The organism is Lacinutrix chionoecetis (assembly GCF_053604665.1).
The window spans coordinates 73,650-95,062 of record NZ_JBSHNQ010000083.1 but is presented as its reverse complement, the minus strand read 5'-3'; the positions used below and the strand labels follow the sequence as shown (position 1 = coordinate 95,062).

At 32.2% G+C, this 21,413-nt stretch carries 21 protein-coding genes; 6 read left to right on the top strand and 15 right to left on the bottom strand.

From position 1 onward, the window contains the following. Window positions 1-35: 35 nt before the first annotated feature. From ACVC43_RS09495 to lptB, 4 genes are all read left to right on the top strand, one after another. The gene (locus ACVC43_RS09495; protein ID WP_452224275.1) at window positions 36-1,001 is read left to right on the top strand and encodes a KpsF/GutQ family sugar-phosphate isomerase; all 966 of its coding nucleotides are present in this window, start codon (window positions 36-38) and stop codon (window positions 999-1,001) included. Beyond that, window positions 1,001-1,837: a twin-arginine translocase subunit TatC gene (tatC, locus tag ACVC43_RS09490; protein ID WP_452224274.1), complete on the top strand. Its 837-nt coding sequence runs from the start codon at window positions 1,001-1,003 to the stop codon at window positions 1,835-1,837. The genes ACVC43_RS09495 and tatC overlap by 1 nt, the downstream gene beginning before the upstream one ends. Next, window positions 1,821-2,171 carry a carboxymuconolactone decarboxylase family protein gene (locus tag ACVC43_RS09485; protein ID WP_452224273.1) on the top strand — a complete coding sequence of 117 codons (351 nt, stop codon included), beginning with the start codon at window positions 1,821-1,823 and terminating at the stop codon, window positions 2,169-2,171. The genes tatC and ACVC43_RS09485 overlap by 17 nt, the downstream gene beginning before the upstream one ends. Window positions 2,172-2,236: 65 nt before the next feature. Next, a complete protein-coding gene (lptB, locus tag ACVC43_RS09480; RefSeq protein WP_452224272.1) occupies window positions 2,237-2,977 on the top strand; it encodes an LPS export ABC transporter ATP-binding protein in 741 nt (246 codons plus the stop codon). Window positions 2,978-3,004: 27 nt separating this feature from the next. Here the strand turns inward: lptB and ACVC43_RS09475 are convergent, their stop codons facing one another. The 3 genes from ACVC43_RS09475 to ACVC43_RS09465 are packed head-to-tail and all read right to left on the bottom strand — an operon-like array spanning window position 3,005 to window position 4,822. Beyond that, window positions 3,005-3,262 (bottom strand): hypothetical protein, encoded by a 258-nt coding sequence (locus ACVC43_RS09475; protein WP_452224271.1) that lies wholly within the window; start codon window positions 3,260-3,262, stop codon window positions 3,005-3,007. Further along, on the bottom strand, window positions 3,252-4,076 hold the full coding sequence (locus ACVC43_RS09470) for a TerC family protein (protein ID WP_452224270.1): 825 nt from the start codon (window positions 4,074-4,076) through the stop codon (window positions 3,252-3,254). Before ACVC43_RS09470 ends, ACVC43_RS09475 begins: the two co-directional genes overlap by 11 nt. Then, entirely contained in the window at window positions 4,076-4,822 is a 747-nt protein-coding gene (locus ACVC43_RS09465; RefSeq protein WP_452224269.1) for a CDP-alcohol phosphatidyltransferase family protein, read from the bottom strand. Before ACVC43_RS09465 ends, ACVC43_RS09470 begins: the two co-directional genes overlap by 1 nt. A 120-nt stretch (window positions 4,823-4,942) precedes the next feature. Here ACVC43_RS09465 and ACVC43_RS09460 point away from each other — a divergent pair, with 120 nt between their 5' ends. Together ACVC43_RS09460 and ACVC43_RS09455 are read left to right on the top strand one after the other, a co-directional pair. Continuing rightward, window positions 4,943-6,007, top strand: a complete 1,065-nt coding sequence (locus ACVC43_RS09460) for a putative type IX sorting system protein PorV2 (RefSeq protein ID WP_452224268.1) — start codon at window positions 4,943-4,945, stop codon at window positions 6,005-6,007. A 13-nt stretch (window positions 6,008-6,020) separates the two neighbouring features. Then, entirely contained in the window at window positions 6,021-7,214 is a 1,194-nt protein-coding gene (locus ACVC43_RS09455) for a lipoprotein N-acyltransferase Lnb domain-containing protein (RefSeq protein WP_452224267.1), read from the top strand. A gap of 14 nt (window positions 7,215-7,228) precedes the next feature. On the opposite strand, the gene ACVC43_RS09450 is transcribed toward ACVC43_RS09455, so the two are convergent. Genes ACVC43_RS09450 through ACVC43_RS09395 form a run of 12 tightly spaced genes read right to left on the bottom strand, consistent with a single transcriptional unit; the run spans window position 7,229 to window position 21,412 of the window. Continuing rightward, complete coding sequence (locus ACVC43_RS09450) at window positions 7,229-8,623, bottom strand: sugar transferase (protein ID WP_452224266.1); 1,395 nt, start codon at window positions 8,621-8,623, stop codon at window positions 7,229-7,231. A gap of 55 nt (window positions 8,624-8,678) precedes the next feature. Further along, window positions 8,679-9,689 (bottom strand): glycosyltransferase family 4 protein, encoded by a 1,011-nt coding sequence (locus tag ACVC43_RS09445; protein ID WP_452224265.1) that lies wholly within the window; start codon window positions 9,687-9,689, stop codon window positions 8,679-8,681. Then, window positions 9,686-11,272 (bottom strand): hypothetical protein, encoded by a 1,587-nt coding sequence (locus ACVC43_RS09440; protein ID WP_452224264.1) that lies wholly within the window; start codon window positions 11,270-11,272, stop codon window positions 9,686-9,688. The genes ACVC43_RS09445 and ACVC43_RS09440 overlap by 4 nt, the downstream gene beginning before the upstream one ends. Further along, the gene (locus ACVC43_RS09435; protein ID WP_452224263.1) at window positions 11,273-12,211 is read right to left on the bottom strand and encodes a glycosyltransferase family 2 protein; all 939 of its coding nucleotides are present in this window, start codon (window positions 12,209-12,211) and stop codon (window positions 11,273-11,275) included. Continuing rightward, complete coding sequence (locus ACVC43_RS09430; protein WP_452224262.1) at window positions 12,195-13,526, bottom strand: O-antigen ligase family protein; 1,332 nt, start codon at window positions 13,524-13,526, stop codon at window positions 12,195-12,197. Before ACVC43_RS09430 ends, ACVC43_RS09435 begins: the two co-directional genes overlap by 17 nt. Window position 13,527: 1 nt before the next feature. Beyond that, window positions 13,528-14,604: a glycosyltransferase gene (locus ACVC43_RS09425; RefSeq protein ID WP_452224261.1), complete on the bottom strand. Its 1,077-nt coding sequence runs from the start codon at window positions 14,602-14,604 to the stop codon at window positions 13,528-13,530. Then, the gene (locus ACVC43_RS09420) at window positions 14,605-15,723 is read right to left on the bottom strand and encodes a glycosyltransferase (protein ID WP_452224260.1); all 1,119 of its coding nucleotides are present in this window, start codon (window positions 15,721-15,723) and stop codon (window positions 14,605-14,607) included. Further along, window positions 15,723-16,721 carry a glycosyltransferase family 2 protein gene (locus tag ACVC43_RS09415; RefSeq protein ID WP_452224259.1) on the bottom strand — a complete coding sequence of 333 codons (999 nt, stop codon included), beginning with the start codon at window positions 16,719-16,721 and terminating at the stop codon, window positions 15,723-15,725. The genes ACVC43_RS09420 and ACVC43_RS09415 overlap by 1 nt, the downstream gene beginning before the upstream one ends. Further along, on the bottom strand, window positions 16,714-17,751 hold the full coding sequence (locus tag ACVC43_RS09410) for an exostosin domain-containing protein (RefSeq protein ID WP_452224258.1): 1,038 nt from the start codon (window positions 17,749-17,751) through the stop codon (window positions 16,714-16,716). The genes ACVC43_RS09415 and ACVC43_RS09410 overlap by 8 nt, the downstream gene beginning before the upstream one ends. Beyond that, a complete protein-coding gene (locus ACVC43_RS09405; protein ID WP_452224257.1) occupies window positions 17,744-19,297 on the bottom strand; it encodes a glycosyltransferase family 2 protein in 1,554 nt (517 codons plus the stop codon). Before ACVC43_RS09405 ends, ACVC43_RS09410 begins: the two co-directional genes overlap by 8 nt. After that, the gene (locus ACVC43_RS09400) at window positions 19,297-20,226 is read right to left on the bottom strand and encodes a hypothetical protein (protein ID WP_452224256.1); all 930 of its coding nucleotides are present in this window, start codon (window positions 20,224-20,226) and stop codon (window positions 19,297-19,299) included. Before ACVC43_RS09400 ends, ACVC43_RS09405 begins: the two co-directional genes overlap by 1 nt. A gap of 34 nt (window positions 20,227-20,260) precedes the next feature. After that, window positions 20,261-21,412, bottom strand: coding sequence for a glycosyltransferase family 4 protein (locus tag ACVC43_RS09395; RefSeq protein ID WP_452224255.1), 1,152 nt, complete (start codon window positions 21,410-21,412; stop codon window positions 20,261-20,263). Between the last annotated feature and the right edge of the window lies 1 nt (window position 21,413).

Sequence of the window (21,413 nt, the reverse complement as noted above, 5' to 3'; positions counted from 1 at the left end):
TTTTTAAATGTTACCTAAACTTAAAATGATATATTTTGAACACTAAGGATTCTATTCTAAAAACTGCCAAAGAAACTATTGCACTTGAGAGCGCTTCTATTAGTAATTTAGCCACATTAATCGATACCGATTTTGCTGATGCTGTAGAACTTATCTACCATTCTAAAGGTCGTGTAATAATTACTGGAATTGGTAAAAGCGCTATTATTGCTACAAAAATTGTAGCTACATTAAATTCTACAGGAACACCTGCTGTTTTTATGCACGCTGCAGATGCCATTCATGGTGATTTAGGTTTAATTTTAGAAGATGATGTTGTTATTTGTATTTCTAAAAGCGGTAATACTCCCGAAATAAAAGTTTTAGTCCCATTAATAAAAAATGCAAAAAACAAAATGATTGCTATTACTGGCAATAAAGAGTCCTTTTTAGGCCAGCAAGCAGATTTTGTGCTTAATGCTTTTGTGGAAAAGGAAGCTTGCCCTAATAACTTAGCACCAACAACAAGTACCACTGCTCAATTAGTTATGGGTGATGCCTTAGCTGTTTGTTTGCTAGAATTACGCGGTTTTTCGAGTAAAGATTTTGCAAAATACCATCCTGGTGGCGCTTTAGGAAAAAAATTGTATTTACGTGTACACGATTTATCTTCGGCTAATAAAAAACCTCAGGTTGCATTACACACCGATGTTAAAAAAGTAATTATAGAAATTTCTGAAAGCATGCTTGGAGTTTCGGCAGTAGTAGAAAACAATAAAATTGTAGGTATAATTACCGATGGTGATTTAAGACGTATGCTTACTAAGGTTGATAATTTTTCTGGTCTAACAGCCAAAGATATTATGAGTAGCAACCCAAAAACAATTGACGAAGACGCTATGGCTGTAGATGCCATGGAACTTATGGAAGTTAACGGGATTTCTCAGCTTCTGGTTCAAAATAACGGAAATTATGCAGGTGTCGTGCATTTACACGATTTAATAAAAGAAGGCATTATTTAATGGCAAAAGCAGATGTAAACAATATGTCGTTTCTGGATCATCTTGAAGATTTAAGATGGCATCTTATTAGAATTTTTATAGCTATTGTTCTTTGCGGTACAGTTGCTTTTATCTTTGGAAATTTTATTTTCGATAATATTATCATGTGGCCCAAAAGGATGTCTTTTCCAACATACCAGTGGTTATGCAGCATGTCTGATTTTTTTGGTATTAACGATACCACTTTCTGCCAAGCCGAGTTTCCTTTTATTATCCAAAACCGAACCATGGCAGGACAATTTGCTGCACATATCTGGACTTCGGTCTATGCAGGTTTTATTATTTCTTTCCCTTATGTAATTTACCAGCTTTGGAAATTTATCAGTCCAGGAATGAAAGCTAACGAACGTAAAAATTCTCGAGGATTCATTATTATTTCATCTTTATTATTTTTTACAGGCGTACTTTTTGGTTACTTTATAATTATACCGCTTTCCATCAATTTTCTTGCTAATTATAACGTAAGTAGCGAAATATTAAATGAAATTGATATTAGCTCTTACATCTCGCTTATACGCTCCTCTTCCATAGCTGCTGGTTTTGTATTCGAGCTTCCTATAATTATCTATTTCCTCACTAAAGTTGGTTTGGTAACTCCAAAAAGTTTAAAAAAATACAGAAAATTTGCATTGGTTATTGTACTTATACTTTCGGCCATTATAACACCTCCAGATATTGCAAGCCAGATTATTGTAGCCATTCCCATACTTATCTTATACCAAGTAAGTATTTTAATTTCAAGAATTGTAGTTAGAAACCAAAAAAAGAAACAGAAAACAGATGTCAGAATTAGTTAAAGAATTTAATGACTATCGTTCTAAAATGAACGATAAATTATTGGCGGACAATAATAAAGTAATAAAGCGCATTTTTAATTTAGACACTAACGCTTTTGCGGAAGGCGCTTTAGATGTGCAAACAAAAGAACTTTTAGGTTTGGTTGCTTCTACTGTATTACGTTGCGACGATTGTGTAAAATACCATTTAGAATCTTGCTACAAAGCAGGTTTATCTAAAGAAAAAGTTGTAGAAACGTTAAGTATTGCCACGTTAATTGGTGGTACCATTGTAATCCCTCATTTGCGTCGTGCTTACGAATATTGGGATGCGCTCGAAGCATCGCAAAGTTAAACTTTCGCTAAACTAAACTTAGTTTACATCAAGTTTATTATTTTTATTGATTATACATTCTATTTATGAAACTTAGAGCCGAACATTTAATGAAGTCCTACAGCGGACGAAAAGTTGTAAAAGACGTTTCTCTTGAAGTTAACACAGGAGAAATTGTTGGTTTGCTTGGTCCAAATGGTGCCGGAAAAACAACCTCTTTTTACATGATTGTTGGTTTAATAAAACCTAATGGTGGAAGTATTCATTTAGAAGGTACAAATATTACAAAATACCCAATGTATAAACGTGCGCAAAACGGTATTGGCTATTTAGCGCAGGAAGCTTCGGTGTTTAGAAAATTAAGTATTGAAGATAATATTTTGAGTGTACTGCAAATGACTAAAATGACTAAAAAAGAGCAGTTACATAAAATGGAATCGCTTATAGAAGAGTTTAGTTTAGGGCACATTCGAAAAAACCGAGGCGATTTACTCTCTGGTGGTGAACGTAGAAGAACAGAAATTGCACGAGCCTTAGCAACGGATCCTAATTTTATTTTGTTAGATGAACCTTTTGCAGGCGTCGATCCTGTTGCCGTAGAAGATATCCAACGTATTATTGCACGTTTAGCCAAAAAGAATATTGGTATTCTTATTACCGATCACAACGTACAGGAAACATTAGCTATTACAGACAGAACATACTTAATGTTTGAAGGTGGTATTTTAAAAGCTGGTGAACCCGAAGAACTTGCGGCAGACGAGATGGTGCGAAAGGTATATTTAGGACAGAATTTTGAATTGCGAAAGACCAAGATTGATTTTTAAACGCTAAGCATTATTTGCAATTCTCTTTTACCAGACCTCCCATTTATCTAAATCTTCTTTAACAACAAAAATCCCCAGAGTTCCTCCTTTATCTTTTGTTTTAATACTCGTAGACCTTTCGAGTATTTCAACGTGTTTCATAATATCTACTGAGCGATATAGCATGAAAGTATCTTGAGATTGCTTGTTTAAAAACGCTATACTATCCCTAACATTAGAACAAGTTTCAATACTTTGCTTACAAGAAAAAATTAGCAATGAAAATACAAGTAGCTTATACTTCATTTTTATCTTTTTCAACTAAGGCCTTACTCTCACTTAACAATTTCTTCTGGTAACGCCCTTGAACAACATCAATAACCACAAGAATAGCGATAACAAAGTAGAAAGTAGTTTTACTCATTGGTACAATTTCTTCACCAAAGATTTTTAAATGTGCTAAATGTCCGCCTTCAGTAATAAGCATAATTCCTACTATAAATAGAATAAACAGTCCTAAGACTTCGTACATTCTGTTTTTAGCCAAGAAAACTGAGATTTTATCTGCCATCAGTAGCATTAACAACCCACTGGCAACAATTGCGATTGCCATAACAATAAACGCAGCAGTTGCATTTTCAATCTCACTGGTTAAACCTATAGCGGCTAAAATAGAATCGAAAGAAAATACCAAATTCATAATTACAATACTGGTAATTACAGCATTAGCCGACTTTGTTCGTTTAGAATCGCCTTCCACATCATGACTTAAATCATGTAGTGAAATCATATGCCAAATTTCTTTTATAGCTGTATAAATAATAAAAGCGCCACCAGCTAACACTATTAAACTATGGCCATTAAAAGCAAATTTTACAACATTCTCAATCTCGCCAGTTAACCAAGAGAATGGCTCCTGAAAAAAGCCAATAATTCTTACCAGAACAAATAATAAAATTATCCTTAAAACTATTGCTATTAAAATGCCCTTTTTACGCACACCTTTTTGTGCTTCTACCGGTGCTTTTTTAGATTCTAAAGAAATGTATAATAAGTTATCGAAACCTAAAACGGCTTGTAATGCCACAAGCATAATAAGTGTAAAAATAATTTCGCCCATTAGTTTTTGTTATTTTGAATTAAGGAAAGTAAAATATATAGTATAATTATTAAAGGTATTGCTGCAAATTGTAAAACTATTAACAGCACCAAGCTTAAGATTACAAAAATATAACGCATCGCATTATTTTTAAAACTATAATCTTTAAACTTAAGCGCAAACAATTTTATGCTTGAATTCAGCAAATAACAACTTAAAATGGCTAATGCAATTAAAAACCATTTGTTTAATATAATTGCATTAATGATATCGTTATTTTGAAACTCTAAAATTAAAGGCAAAGACATAATTAATAATGTATTTGCAGGTGTTGGGAGTCCTTTAAAATAGGTTTGCTGGTCTTCGTCTATATTAAATTTAGCCAATCTGTAAGCTGAAGCTAAAGTTACAAACAACCCAATAATGGGTATAAAAGCCATTGAAAAACCAGACCATTGCAAAGACCATTCGTTCGAGGTTGCCATTGGTGGTGCATCTACAGCGATGGCAATTAATTTGTACATAACTATGCCTGGCACCAACCCACTTGTAACCATATCTGCCAAAGAATCTAATTGTACTCCTAATTCGCTTTGCACCTTGAGTTTTCGTGCTAAAAGCCCATCGAAAAAATCGAAAAATATACCTAAAAACACAAACAGAGCAGCAGTAACAAACTGGTTATTAACTGCAAATAAAACGGCAATACTTCCGCTTAAAAGGTTTAAAAGAGTAACAAAATTAGGGACAAATCTTTTAATATGCATTGATTATTTTTTTGTAAAAATAACAAAGTATTTTAATTAAAAACGGCTCAATACAATATAGTATTTAATTTCAAGTTTAATATATAGAAAAATTACACCATCTTTGTAAAAAAATTGCGATTGAAACTACTACTAACACTTGTTTTGTCTCTGGTGTCGCTTACACTATTTAGCCAAACCAAATATTCTAATGAATTTATGAATATTGGTGTGGACGCCGCTGCTTTGGGCATGAGTAATGCTGTAACAGCGAATACTAACGATGTAAATTCCGGTTACTGGAATCCTGCAGGATTAGTTAATATTGAAGACAAACAACTCGCCTTAATGCACTCCAGCTATTTTGCAAACATTGCTAATTACGACTATGCTGCCTTTGCTATGCCTTTAGACGATAGAAGCGCCATTGGTTTGTCGCTTATTCGCTTTGCGGTTGACGATATTTTAGACACCACACAATTAATAGACGATCAAGGTAATGTTAACTACGATAGGGTTAGCTTATTTTCTACAGCAGATTACGGACTCACCTTTTCGTACGCCAGAAAACTCCCTGTTCAGGGTTTAAATTATGGTGTTAATGCCAAAGTTATAAGGCGTGTTATTGGTGATTTTGCCAATTCTTGGGGATTTGGCTTAGATGCTGGCATACAGTTTGAAACCGATAATAACTGGCAATTTGGGTTGATGGCTCGAGATATTACAACGACTTTTAATTCTTGGAGTTACGATGAGGAAGCTTTTGCCAGAATACAAAATGCTATTGAAGGTCAAAACCAGGAATTACCAGAATCTACAGAACTTACAATTCCAAAATTACAAATTGGTATTGCTAAAAACTACGTTTTCCATTATGACTATAGTTTAAGAGCCGAATTAGATTTAAATGTACGTTTTGAGCAAAACAACGATTTAATCTCGACTTCATTTGCCAGCATTAATCCGGCTTTAGGTTTTGAGTTTGGCTATATAGACATGATTTATTTAAGAACTGGTGTTGGGAATTTTCAAAATGAATTGCAAATAGATGATTCTGAAAGTTTAAGTTTTCAACCAAGTTTTGGTGTAGGCTTTAAATACCGAGGCATCCAGGTAGATTATGCCTTTACAGATATTGGTGACCAAAGTGTCGCTCTCTATTCTAATGTGTTTTCGGTAAAATTAGACTTTAGCGCTTTTAGATAATTTATATTTTTAAATGAAAAGATTTTTACTCGTTTTATTTCTTCTCTCTTCCTTTTGTTCTTTTTCGCAAGTGCCGCAACTTACCGAAAATACAGAAATAAGCATTATCACTATTGGACCGGGAAAATTATTAAATGATAGTTTTGGACACAATGGGTTTCGAGTACAAAACGAGTATTTAGATGCTGTATACGACTACGGAAGATATAATTTTGATGATCCTAATTTTTACACCAATTTTGCTAAAGGGAAACTAAAATATTTAATGGGTGCTGCCTATACCAAAGAAATTTTTGAGTATTACCAATCGCAAGACCGAACTATTAAAGAACAGGTACTCAACCTAAATCAGGCACAAAAGCAAGCACTTTTAAATTATTTAGCAAACAATTACAAACCCGAAAAAAGAGCCTATCTTTACGATTTTTTCTTCGATAATTGCGCTACTAAAATGCGTGACGTATCAGAAAATGTATTAAATAATACTATAAAATATAACACACCAGAAGCTTACAAGGCTGAAACTTTTAGACAACTTATTCAAAATAATCTATATTGGAATACTTGGGGAAGTTTTGGTATTGACATTGCTTTAGGTTCTGTAATAGATAGACCAGCTGAACCTCGTGAATATATGTTTTTACCTGAACATGTTTATGTTTTTTTTGAGAAAGCAACGTTTAAAGACTCAGGAGAACAATTAGTAAAAGCATCTAAAACGGTTTATAAGCAAAAAGGCGAGTTCGATAAAGGCAATTTTTTTGTAAGTCCGGTTTTTATACTTTCAATTTTAGCTGTTATCATTATTTTCATTACTTATTCCAATAATAATAACAACACACGTTCTAAATGGTTAGATGGTTTAATATTCTCTATAACTGGAGTTATTGGCATATTGTTGTTGTTGTTATGGTTTGCTACAGATCACTCTGCTACTGCAAATAATTATAATTTGTTATGGGCATGCCCAATTAGTATTATCGCTTTGTTTCAAATCTTTAAAAATCAACCAAAGCGCTGGTTAATTGGTTACCTTAAACTATTAATTATTATGTTATCGCTTTTAACTTTACATTGGATAATAGGAGTGCAAGTATTTGCTCCAGCTCTTATTCCTTTGCTTGTAGCCTTGCTTATTCGTTATGTATTTTTGGTACGATTCTTTGGTCGTGAAGATTTTGCAACTCAAACCGAAAATGTTGAGTAATATTGACTACAAAACTACTGCCCTCTAAAAAATATTACAGTACTTAAAGTTTTAACAATAATATTAAAATCTAATAAAAAGCTGCGATGTTTAATGTAATAAAGATCGTATTGCAATTTCACTAAACTATCATCTATACTAGAGCCGTATCGCGCTTTAACTTGTGCCCAACCTGTTAAACCTGGTTTAACAATGTGTCTTGTGTGATAGAAAGGTATTATTTGAGATAGCTCGTTTACAAACATAGGACGCTCTGGTCGTGGTCCAATAATGCTCATATGACCTTTAAGGATATTAATGAGCTGAGGCAATTCGTCTAATCGGGTTGTTCTTAAAAAGCGTCCGAAGGCAGTAACTCGCGAATCATTTTTTTTAGCCCAGACAGCACCACCAGCTTCTGCATTGGTAACCATACTTCTAAACTTATAAATTTGAAAAGTTTTTCCGTTTTTACCAACACGCTCTTGAGAATACAGTAAAGGCCCTCTATTTCCTATAGCATTGCCTATTACAATAAATGGCAAGAAAATAAGTGAGCAGGCAAGACCAACAATTGATAGTAAAACATCGAAAAGGCGCCTGTATGCGAGATACAATTTGTTTTTATTGTTTCGGCTAAACGGGAAATGCTTGTAAAAATCTTTGCCAATAAACTGTACTGGCACACGATAAGCCATTTCTTCGTAAACCTGAGTGTATTCTCTAATAGGATAGCCTCGCTCTAAAAGCGTGATTAAATCTACATAAATGGAGGGTGAAATAGTTTCAGAATTATAGCTTGCTACAACAATTTCAGAAATATTTTCTTTGTTAAGAATATCGTGAATTTGATTGGGATGATATTCTGCTATCCCTTTATATTTTATATTTTCTTCTTTTTCCGGCTCACAATTAATAAACCCTATGATTTGATAATAAGGATCTGCAGTTCTAAACGATTCTACAATGGCCTCGACACTTGCGGTTTCGCCAACTAATAATGCTCTTTTATAAAAACGCGGTGATGCAACAAACGTTATGTAGGCAAGTCGCCATGTTAAAAGCGGCAATAAAATTGCTAAAAAGAAATAAAGAATTTGAATACGGTTTTCTGGTAACGTAGGTGTAAAAAACGGTGTTAATAAATACACTAAAACAGTTACAGAAGTAGTTACAATAATGGCGCTTGAAACCGTTTCAATTTTACTGGATTTTCTTAAATCGTACAGTTCGAATACAGTACCAAAACCCGTAATATATAGCATTAAAACAATAAGCCAACGCCAATTAGACTCATCTATTTTAAAATAATCGAATCCTGTAAAATAACTTAGTCCGTAAATTGCGCAACCTATAAAAAGAAGGTCGAAAAGTCGCAATAGGATTTTCCGTTCTGAAATTTCAAAATGAATACTGGACTGTTTAGACATTAATTTTATAGATGGTTGTGCGTAAAGATAAAAAGTAAAAGTTGTAATGCAAGGTTTATATTAAAGTTACTTTCCATTGATTCTTAACAACCTGCCACCCAAATTGCTCTACTCTATTTCTTGCGCTGCGTGTATAATTTTCTACTTTTTCTTTATTTTCTTTTAAGTCTATAATTTCATCCACAAAGAGCGCGGCATTATTTGGTGATACAAGTTTGCCTGTTACGTCATCTTCTATTAAAAAAGGTAATCCTCCCACATTTGTAGAAATTATTGGCAGACCTAATGCCATTGCTTCAATAACACTCACAGGCATATTATCGAAGTTAGTAGTATTTATAAAAATGTTATGCGTTTTAGAGAGTGTAATCCATTCTTTTTTTGAAAGCTTTCCTGTAAAATTCACGGCAACATTTAAAGACGCGGCATGCTTTTTTGTAACTTCTAAACTACCATCGTTGTCTGGTCCAACCATAGTTAAACTGGATTTTATTTCTTTTTTTTGAAGTTGAAATAAAACATCAACAGCTAATTTAGGATTATAAATTTTTGAAAACGAACGCACCCAAAGTAAATGTACCTCATCTATTTCTCTCTGCTTAAAAGCATAGTTTTCGATATTAATAGCGTTAGGTATAATGGTAATATTATTAAACCCATAGTCTTTAAAAGCCAAGGCTGTATAATTAGAAGGTGCAACATTAACAAATGCGTTATTAAAAATTGCATGACTCAGTTTTGGATTGTTTTTTAGTCGGTTAGGTAAATTACCGCCATGTAAAATTGGAACATATTTTAATTTAAAAAAACGGCATAGTTGGCTGCATACAAGAGCGTAATAAAAATTTTGAGTGCTGTAAGTATCAATTAACACGTAATGTGCCCAACTCCTGTTTTTAATTATAGACCATACCATATCTATTAAGCGCAATAGTTTATTCTTTTTAGAAGAAACTGCCTTTACATTGTAACCTTCAGCAATTAATGCGTTACTTAATGTATCGATAGTAGTGGCGGTTTTCCCTCTTGTGGACAATTTGTTACCTATGTAGAGTAGGTTTTTCATTGTAGTTTATAGAGTTTTAAATCGCCTTCGTTATGTATAACCTCTAACGGATAGTTAGTTCTTGCAACAATATAGTTAACTCCTAAACGGTATAATACGTTTATTTTCTCTGGAGTCGACTTTGCTTGAGCCAATTGATTTTGGTCTTTTTTCCATTGTATAAAACGCGCAGGATTACCTTCAATAATCATCGATGCGCCTTTAGAATCTAATATTACAGATCGTTGCGAAGCACCTCTGTAATGATGCCCTCCATAGATAACAGCATCTTGACTCGTGTTTTCTAAAATAAAAGAGGCCATTTTATCTACAGCTAATTCGTTTTTCGGATTGATTTTTCCAAAACTGAGGTTGTTTGGTAAAACGAGTCGGGTTAAATCGTCTCCCACAAACGGAACATTATTAAATATTGATAGTTTTCCAAACACTATAATTACAAAATAGACTGAACATAACGCTGGAATAAGATATGCTTTTTTTATTTTTTTATCGACATATTGAAGCAGATATGCCATGGCAAAAAACGATGGTATAATAGCTACTTTTTGAGCTCGAATTAATTGAAAAGATAATCTTAAATTTAAATTAAAGATGTTGTTAATCAACTCTTCTACGTAAACACTTACAGAGGGTAATATAATTAAAACAGCTATTAAAACACCTATTAATTTTGCGCGACTGAAATGCTTTTCCTCTTTTTTAGCAACTATTAAATACAAAACAACTGGTACTATATAAAACAGAGTTTTAAAATGCAGCCATTGTTTTAAATACTGTAATGGTTGCGTGAAAAATTGAGGAATGCGCGTATTAAATGCTTCTGTAAAAGCGTTCATATCGTAATTGACAATACTGGAGGTTTTGCCAAAGTAGTTTAGTATAAAAGGTAGCATCCCTAATACTATGGCTAAAAGTATTATTGCTATGTTTTTTGCGCTTAAGAGGTCTTTCTTTTTAAAAATAACTCTTAACAACACTAAAAAAGTTAAATACAACAAAATACCGCCTAATCCTGTTATAGGGTGGCAATTAAATATAAAACCAATTAAAAATGCAGATAAGAAAAGACCTTTTAAACTTTTGTTTAACACTAAAAACGGAATTGGAAATAAGGTAATATAGAGTGTTCGTGGCATCATAGCCCAGAGGCTTGCAATACCCCAAATTTCGAATCCTGGCAACCAAACAATGCCTCTTGCTATAAAGGAAATTAATAACGCAATCCAAAAATTTGAAACAAATTTATAGATTAAATAAAACCAGAGTATGCCAAATAACAGATGGCACACAGTATTCATTAAATTCACTGCCTGTACATAATCCCCATTGGTGAATTTCGCCAAAAAACGTAATGATTGCACATAAAACGGCGTATAATACTTTACATTATTAATATCGTTTACATATAAATCTTTTTTAAATAACTCCGGATTATCAAATTTTTGTGCAACTGGAATTATGTTTTGAATATCGGACGATAGACTACTGTAAGGTGCGTTTAAATTTTCGATATAAAATGCTAAAGCAATAACAAGATGTATTGCAAAAACCAGAGACAATTGTTTGGCTTTATATTTTTGCATTTAATTGGCTTTTGGTGCTCTTGTAATGTCGTAATGTACAGCTTGTAACAGTAATTGAAAACCTATTATAATTGTTAGGGTTACCAACATAATGGTTCCTGTTGGTGCAAATTCGTTTTGTGTGGAATAGAACCACCAGTTATAAATACCATAAATTAAACCGAATAAAAACAACGGAGTGCCCAACAAAATGTAGATGGATGAGATATTAAAATCGTAAACAAAGTAAGATTTAAAAATTCTGTTTATATAAGTCTTTAATAACTTTGGTAAAAACACAAATGGCATTTTCCAGACTTTCATGCTGGATTTTTCTTCCCCATAAATTGCTGGCATGGCTACATCTTTAATAATTGCATCTTGAAAATACAATTGTGAAATTAGGGATGTTTCAAAATAATAACGGTTAGAAATTTCGCTAAAATCTAAAAGTTTTAGCGTTTCGGTTTTAATAGCAAAAAAGCCATTGGTTGGGTCGAAATTGTTCCAATACCCTGTAGCAGCTTTAGTTAGAAAAGATAAACCAAGATTTCCTATTTTTCTAATAAACGGCATTTTTTTTAATGCATTAAAATCTCTAAAACGGTTGCCTTTTGCGTAGCTCGCTTTACCATTCATCAAAGGCATTATTAAATATTTGATATAGGAGGTATCCATTTGGTCGTCGGCATCTACCTTAACCACAATATCCATAGCGTCTTCAATAGCCTTTACAAACCCTGTTTTGGTTGCACCACCAACACCAAGATTTTTTGAGTGTTTAATGTATTCTATTTCTTTAAAGGCTGTAAGTGCTTCATCTGGTAACGTTTCCGGACTACAATCGTCTACAATATAAACTTTAGTTACCATTTCTGGCAACTTCCTTAATACGCTAACTATATGCTTAGAAGCATTATAGTATGGTATAACGACTGCTATTTTATTTTGGTTTAACATTGGCAAAATAATATCGTGGTACAATTAGTAAAATAGTAATTAAAATAAAATATCCTAAAATGGTAAATACAGATCTGTAAAGGTATAAGTGCTCTCCAAAAAAGAGGGTCACTAACATAGCAATTACTAATCCGCTTAACACTAATTTTAATGAACTCACTTTTCCAAATTTAAGATATAAATAAGAGGTAAGCCATTTTAAGTAAAAGAATAATCCTACTAAACCTACTTCGTTTATTAAACTTAAATAAATATTATGGGCAGAGGAGCTAACTAACAATCTATTATTGACACCAATACCAATAGGTATAACGTAAGGATTATTTGCAATGTATTCTAAATACATTAATGCTATTTTGTTTCTTCCTGATCCTAAATCTTCGTATAACTGGCCAACATCTATAGTATCTGCTCTAAAAGAATCTGGACTCGACACTTTATTAATAACACGACCTTCTATTGTGGTGAAAATAGTGTCGATAAGTTCTAAATTTATAAAAAAAGCAACTATAATAGCTATAGATAAAACCACAGATAACGCCAAAAATTTTCTGGTTTTCATTATAAAAATATAACAACCAAAAATTATTAAAGCAAGATAAGTTGTTCTAGAACCAGAAATACCAATTGCTGCCAAGCTGGTAACCAAACTGGCAATAATAAGGATTCTGTTTACTTTTAATTGTTTTTGAAGAAATAACCCGATGGCAAATACAAACGAAATAAACATGGTCATTCCTAAACATATTTTGTTAGGCCCTAAGGTGCCCGACAAAAATCCACCATAAGCTTCTTTGTATACATCATTCCATAAAAAGGAAACAAGTCCATAATGCTGTAAAAACACTAAAATTGCCTCTGCAATAGATAAGATTAATACAATACTTGCAACCCTTTTATAATTACTTCTATCTCTTAAATACATGGCAACTAACACACCTGTATAAAAGAAAACAACCATGTGATAATAATATAAAACCGATTTTATAAACCACAAAGGTCTCCCTTTAAAAACACTAAATAATGCTGTAAAAATGAGTGTAAAAGCGCACCACATTATAAATGTGTTAAACGTTTTTAGATACTTCTTTGTACGGATATAATATAAAATAAGTGCTCTGTTATTATAAACTATAAATAGTAAAAGCAGTCCGGCTAAATCATAAAGTCTAAATTCGTTATCTCCTTGCACACTATAACTAAGCACTGGTAGATTATAAAAATAAGATACAATCATTGCTAAAACCGTTAATTTTATATACAACGGTTTAAACAACATTTTGCATTGCCTGTTTATGTAATCGGTTTTAGTCATTTTAGGTTAAGATAGACTTGTAATCGTTTATAAGTGTTTTTGAAATGGCATCTTCTGAAAAATTATCACGCACATGTTCTTTTAACTGCGCTCCTTTTGTCTTTGCTTCTTCCAAATGGCTAATATAATTTATTATTGCTTGAGATAATAGTGAAGCATCCTCTGGTGCTATTAATTCACCTAAAGATGGATTTGCAATTACCAAATTACAATTTCCCACATTTGTAGCAATTGTAGGTAAACCTGCCAAGCCATATTCTAATAAAGCAATGGGTAAACCTTCAGATTTTGACGGTAACACCGCAAGAGTACTTTGCATTAAAATATTGGAGACGTCCGGCTTACTGCCATACATAACTATTTTATCCTTTAAATTTAGAACTTCTATTTTTTTATGGATGACTTCCGAATACGAATTATTAAAGTCCTTACCTACGCAATGTAAGCTCCACTCTGGGTAGTTAGCAGATACTGTTTTAAATGCTTCAAACAAGGTTGCATGATCTTTCTGCTCGCGTAAATTTGCTAAATGAATAATTCGCTTTCCTTCTGTTCCTTTTAAATTTGTGTTTTTTTCAACTTTTGTTTCAACTGCAAAATTTGATAGGTACTTAACTTGCTTACAGTGTAAATGCTGTTTTGCCCAGGTTTCTAATCCTTGGTTAACACTGTAAATCTGTGAAAAATAACGCGAACATATTTTTATCATATTAAAAGAGCGTGCTTCTAAAAACTCGCTTTGTCCATAATGATCATGCCATACAATTTTAATCTTTTTATTTAAAATTTTAATAATTGTAGCAAGAAAAAAAGACGTAGAATGTGCATGAATAATGGCTATTTCATGTTGCTTTACAAAAGCATTTAATTTTTTAATGGCTTTATAATCAATTGTTTTCTTTTTATTTAAAAACAAATACTCTACATGAGCGTTAATACTGGCTTTCAATAATCCTTCTTCACGCGTAGCACATAAAAATGAACCTTCAATTTTAGAACTCAAAACGTTCGCAATGTTCACTGCCATACGTTCTGCTCCTCCTGTTTGCAAAGAATCTATTAATTGTAAAACTCTCATTTATTGTTTTAATAATTTGGCTATTTCACTTTCAAATACATCTAATGTGTATTGTTGAGACCATTGTATTGCGGCTTCAGATGCTAACTCTAGCTTGTCTTTAACCTTAATGGTATCTATTATTTTGTTTGTCGCCTGTTCTACATGAGGTTCTATTAAAATACCTCTGTTGCCATTATCTAACATATACGGTACACATGAGATTTTTGTAACAATAGGAATGCATCCAAAAAACATAGCTTCTGCAATTGCTTTTGGCCAACCTTCAGATTTTGAAGGTAGAATGGAAAAATGAGCAGATTTTAGAGCCTCTTTAACCACAGATTTTGTTTGGTTACCATGAAGCGTTATTATCTGCTCTAAATTGTTTACAACAATATACTGAGCTAATTCAGCTTTTAAAATACCATCTCCAAATAGATCCAATCTTACTTTATAACCTTTTTTATGCAATTGCTCTATAATCTTAATTGTTAACAGTGGTCGTTTTCCAGATACCAGACTACCAATAAAAACAAATTTTAAAACACCATTATAATCACGTTTTTCTATCGTTTCAATTTCAGTATGATAATAGGTGGCTGTAAAAAACGGTTTGATATTTTTTGTTTGGTTTTCCCAATTCCCATAAACCAATACCTGCATGTTTTTTGTTAAAAACGTATTACTTAAAATCCATTTTTGAAAACGATAACTTAATGGTTGTTTAGCTTTTGGGTCCCAGTTTCCTGCGTACTTTGCTGTTTTTAGTGTCTTTGGGAAAAATATTTGTACCAAACAACCTAATAAACCCATATTTCCAGGACATCTTAAATGGATGTGGTCTGCCCTATTACACGCTTTAAAAAGTTTTATAATAATTAATGGTAAATAAATTACAGATTTTAAAGCATGACTAACAGTAGTGAATTGAATGGCTGGAACATTATTATAATTTATATTATTATGCTCATAAGCTATTTCAATAGCATTTGGGTTTCCATCAGTTTTTGGAGCAATTACTTCAACTTCATCAACATACTTTAGCCATAAATTCATCTCTCGAACATATGGCGCGTAAGACAGCAATTGAGATTGCTCTTCTTTATGTAAAGCATGAGAAATTATTAAAAAACGCATTATTGAATTTTAGGTGTATTAAAAAATAATGACAACCATCCTACAAATCTACCCAAACTTTCTGTTAATGCTTCTTTACGATTATTAGTAGTGATAATATTTGTAAACCGAATACAGGTTAATAAAAAAGCCGTGGCATGCCATTTAAAGCGTGCTTTCAATGTTGGATTTGGGTATTTTACACGCCATACATACCAACCATTTCTAACCACCATTTTCCCATAATTATATTTATTAGGTCTACCCGATCCATCGTGATAATGGCTTAATTGTGCATTCGTGTTTATATACAATTTACCTCTTTTTGCCAATCGGATTGAAAAATCGGCATCCTCATATAAACCATAACCTTCAAAATATGTTGAAAATTTTAATGTTTTAAACACTTCGTTTTTATAAGACGAAACGCCTCCCATAAGTTGTTCTACTTCATAGATTTTCCCAGAAGGAGGTAAAAAACTAACTGAGCGTCCATGCGCGAATGTTGGCAAAATACCAGGTTTTGCATCGGGTTGCAATCCAAAAACACTTCTTAATTTAAAGCGTGAAGGTTCGTTACGTTGCCAACCATCGAAATAAAAATTAGATTTATTATTATTTTCTTCTGCAATTTCCCATTGCACTTCGTTAATAATATAACCACCAACAGCCAATGCCTCTGGATGTCTATTATAAGTTTCAATTAAATATTTAAAATATGTTGGTTCTAAAACAGTATCATCGTCTAAAAAACAGATGATTTGGGATGAAGAATCTACTTTACTTATTCCAAAATTACGTTGCTTTGTAAGTCCACGGTTTTCTTTATCTACTTTAAAATATTGCAGATTTTTAAATGTCTTTTTATTTAAAGCTTCTTCTGTTTTAGAATCTGTTGAGCCATCAATAATTAAAATTTTGTCTGGATACAGTGTTTGTAAATCTACAGACTTTAATAGCGTAACCAATGGTTGCGCACGCATATAAGTACATATTATTAATGTAAAAGACTTATACATGTTTTTGTGTTTTGTCCATAAACTTATTATGAATTGAGATAAAATACTGGTCGCGTTTTAACTTTGTTTCCCACAGTTTTCGATTGCTTTTTTGAAGATCTAAAAATGTAGCTTCCGTTTTAGCATCATGAAATTTCACAATTATTTCAGGCATGTTTTTAGCTTCCTTTTCTTCGATAATTATACAGTGCTCTTTCCAATCTATTTCATCTTCTAATGGTAATTTACAATCCGTATTTAAAAGCACAGGAATGCGTCCCATAGCTAAGGTTTCATAAAAACGAACCGAGAAATTACCAACGCCTCTGCTACAAAACGTGTAGCCATTATTAAACATATTAGTATAAAATTCTTGTGTTGTTTTCTCTTTACTTTTCTCAGTCTCACTGCCTGCTCTATAATTATTCCTTAAAATAAAATGAGTTTGCAATTTTTGGCTTTTATTCAACAAGTTTAAATACGCAGCTCGTTTAATACTTGACGGATAAAATTTTTGTTTATCAGCTAACACTTTACTCAAGCTTCTTTTAACATTTAGTTTAAAATGATTAACACCTTCCTTTACGTATTTAACCACTCCAGATTGTGCATGGCCAACAAAGCCAATTGTTGGTTTAGTTTCTTTTTCAACTAATGCAAAATCTCGTTTTAAAATAATATAAGGATCATTAATAAAGGATGGCATGATAAAACTACTCTGGTCTAATGTACTGCTAAAACCACCTAATCTAAAGGTATAACTGTTTTGAATATAATTGGTAAAACCAAAATCCCCAGCGGTGTAAATCCAGATTAATTTCTTGTTTGCTTTTGCTTGTTTCAATAGGTTTTTAAAGGCTATTTTATGTTTTAAAAACGAACTGTAATCTATAGGAAAAACGACTATATCACAGGCTTCAACTGTAGGTGTAATTTCAAAATAACTACTTAATGTTTTAGATTTTAAAAAATGAAGGTCGAACAACAACGGAAACACTTCTCTACGATGTGTTTCATTTAAAAATTGCTGATCTGTAAAAATTTTAAGCATTTTTGTTTTGCTTTAATTTATTGCTCCAAAGTACACTTTGTTGCCACTGTTGGGCAAATTTTTTCTTAAACTTTATGGGTTTTTTATAACCAAATGCTTTGAACTGTTTTAAAAACAGTAATAATTTATAACCTTCAAGTTGTTGTTTTGTATAGTATGTTTGATAAAGTAGTTGTATTGTTGGTGATGGTTTTGGCTGGATGGCCTCATCATGCCATGGTTGCTTTATTTTTATTCTGTAACCACCAATAGGTGCTTTAAGGTGTAAAATTTTAAGATCTGCTAAATAAATAACATCTTCACCAATCCATCTTAATTGCATGCCAAATTCTGTATCTTCACCGTAATTAAACTCAAAATTAGTATTAAATGAAACGTTTTTTAACAAGCTACTTTTTAAAATACTATTTCCAGCTCCAAAAATAGAGGTTTGAGCTGTATTTAAATAGGTTTGCTTTTCATGTTTTTGTAAGTAGACTGTTGTTGCAACATTAACACCAAGAGCTTCTATTCTATCAAAAATATTCTCTATAAGAGTTTCATTAAATCGGTTATCATCATCTCCTAAAAACGTCCATTCACTTTCTACTTTTGCCAAAGCCATATTTCTTGCATTACAAACACCTGGTTGGTGTGTAAATTCGTGCTTTACATTAAATGGCCAGGATTCATTCTCTAAATAGTGTAATTCTGAAACAGAATCAGGTTGTGGGTTTTGTTCCACTATAATTACGTTTTTGGGTAAATGCGTTTGTTTTGCTAAATCTTTTAAAACATCGTATAAGTACTTTTTTCTTCCTATTGTTGGAATAATTACGTCTATAGATTTATCGCCTATTTGTTTTTTTGAAGATTTAATTTCGATGGTGCCTAAACTAAAATCTGAATGCAACTGTTTATAAAAAAAACTTTTTATAATACTTAAAACAGACGACTTACCCTGATAAATAGCATAACACCACGCCAGAAAAATTACCCAAACCCATTTATAGTGCTGCTTTACAAATTTAAAAAGTTCTTGTTTGGTAGCCTTGGGCGTTTTAATATTTATGCCCTTGTTATTTGTAAGCAATCGTGGCTCTGAGTAACAAAATAACCCTTCTACCATTGCTCGCTTGGCTAATGACAATAAAAAATAATCGAAATTAGCTTTGTAATTTAAATGCGGCTCTATGACGTTGAGTACATTGGCGTAAATTCCTCCAACCAAACTGCTCATTAACCAAGTTGGAAATGTAACGTTTTTATTAACTTTTAAATAGAAAGAACGTTCTACACAACCAATTTCTTTGGGTAAATAGTCTGTATCTGTTGGATTAAAACTAGCAAGTATACGTTGGTGATGAAAAATTTTAGAAAACTCCTTTACATTTAAGTTGTCTATAAGTTCAACATGACACCAGACAATTAATTCTTCTGGATGTTTTAATGCAATTTTTTGTATGGTTTTGGTTATCGACAAGTTAACTGGAAATGCATTTGCAGGCTGAAGCACTTCATCTAAAATTGAAGTTACCGTTGTTCCATTATGTAGCAAAATAAACATTAATCTGTTATTGTTTTAAATGGCTTATTACCAACTATAGCTGCATATTTACTGAAGCTGCTATGATACATTTTTCCAATTTTAAGAAAATAAACTTTTTCACTTTCAGAAATCATAAAGAAATCTAACATGGTTTTTAAATGCCCATCTAAAGACGCATCTTTATCGAAGTTATCCATATGAAACGGATTACCTTTTACCAAATGTATGTTCTCCTTACTCTTAATCGTGTTTAAAAATTGAATACTATCTGAAAACCCATAAACCTTATAAGGTGACTGATCTATAATTTCTTTTATTTTTTTTTGAAGCTGAAGTAATAAAGCCTTTTTTTCAGTATTTGAAAGCACTACTGATGTGGTATCTGCAAAATCGCCCATTAAGGTTGTAAAACGCGTATGGAAGGCAACATATTCCTCTGCTTCTACTTCTTTTAACTTCGTCTCTAAGCGTACAGATTTTTTAAAGAGCTCGTTAAAATTAGTTCGCCAAATAGCTTCTACTTTTTCTGAAGATTCCAAAGGATAAAGACTTTTTAAATAATCGATATTGGCATACACTATAAAGGTTTCTGCTTTAGATTTTTTAATTATTTCTAAAGGCTTAGCATCAAATTGATTAACTACATAAATTAATTTGGTCTTCGATGGATGATAGGTAACCTCTTCTCTCGCTATTCGCCAATCGGTTACATGAGGTTCTAAAAACGCGTCTAAAGTAAAAGGATCATCAAACTGAATAAAAAAATCATAGTCTAATTGTTTTGCAATCTCATAGAACGATACAATACCTTTTAATCTATCGACCAAGCCTCCATGAGGCAAAATTCCATTAAAACATATAATAATGCGTTTTTTATTAAATCTCGATTTAGTTATATGTTTGGAGTGAAAGCGTAACAATTTTAATTGCTTTGCTTTTTTGCCCACTGCTTTTTTTATGTTTTTTTTAAAACTCAACAAATTAAAAATTTGAAATAATTTCTTTATAGTAGGCGATGTTTTTGTCGGCTATCTTTTCAATATCAAAGGTTCGCTCTACTTTTTCTCTTGCAGCTTTACCAATAGTTTGGCATAGGTCTTTATTATTAAAAAGTGTTCTAATTTTTTCGGCATACAACGCTATATTTGATGGATGCACCAAATAGCCATTTACACCATCGTCTATTAACTCCTGTGCCCAACCAATACTTGTGTTTACCACAGGTTTTTGTAATGCCATAGATTCTATGGTAACCATGCCTAATGTTTCGGCAAAAGAAGGGAATGTGCAAACATGCGCTTTTTGTATTTGGGTTTTTACTTCTTGATATGGAATTTTGCCTAAATAAGAGACGCTTGGTTTTGCTGTTTCAGAAAATAAGCTTTCCATTAGTTTATAAGTTGAAGTGTTTCCTGTTTTAATATCTGGAGCATCGCCTCCAATAAGTATTAACTGTGCTTTTGGATTAGTCTCTATTACTTTATTAAAAATTTCAGCTAATTCTAAAACGCCCTTTTTTCTAATGATTGTTCCAATATAAAGGATGGTGTTTGCCTCAAATTTATCTGGTGTGTGGTTTACAAAATGTTCTAATTGCAAACCATTATGTATTGTTTTAATTTTCTTTTTGTCTAACCCAAAAATAATTTGGGTTTCTATTCCTGCATAAGTGGTTGGCGCAATATAAGCATCAGCACTTTTTAGTGCTTGTTTCTCAAACATGAAGTTTTTAAATTTTTGTTTCCTGTTTTCAAGTTTGCAAAAATAAGCATCAGTACCATGAAATCTAATAACTAATGGCACGCTAAATTTCATAAACGCTGTAATACCTGTCCAATCTGGCGCTTCAAGTAAATTTATATTCTTTTCCTTTACGACGTCATTTACATATTGTTGTATGTGTTTTCTGTATTTTAACCACGTTAAGAAAGCGTATGTTTTGTTTTTTATTAGATGAATATTTACACCTTGATCCTCAATTACATCTGCTTCATTTTGATGATATACAAATACAGTTACCTCAACACCTTTTTTAACTAAAGCAACTGCTAAATTTTTAATACTTGTTGCAATACCTGCAGAATGAATAACTTTGGGATGCGGATATTCTGATGTTATTAGACCAATGTGCATG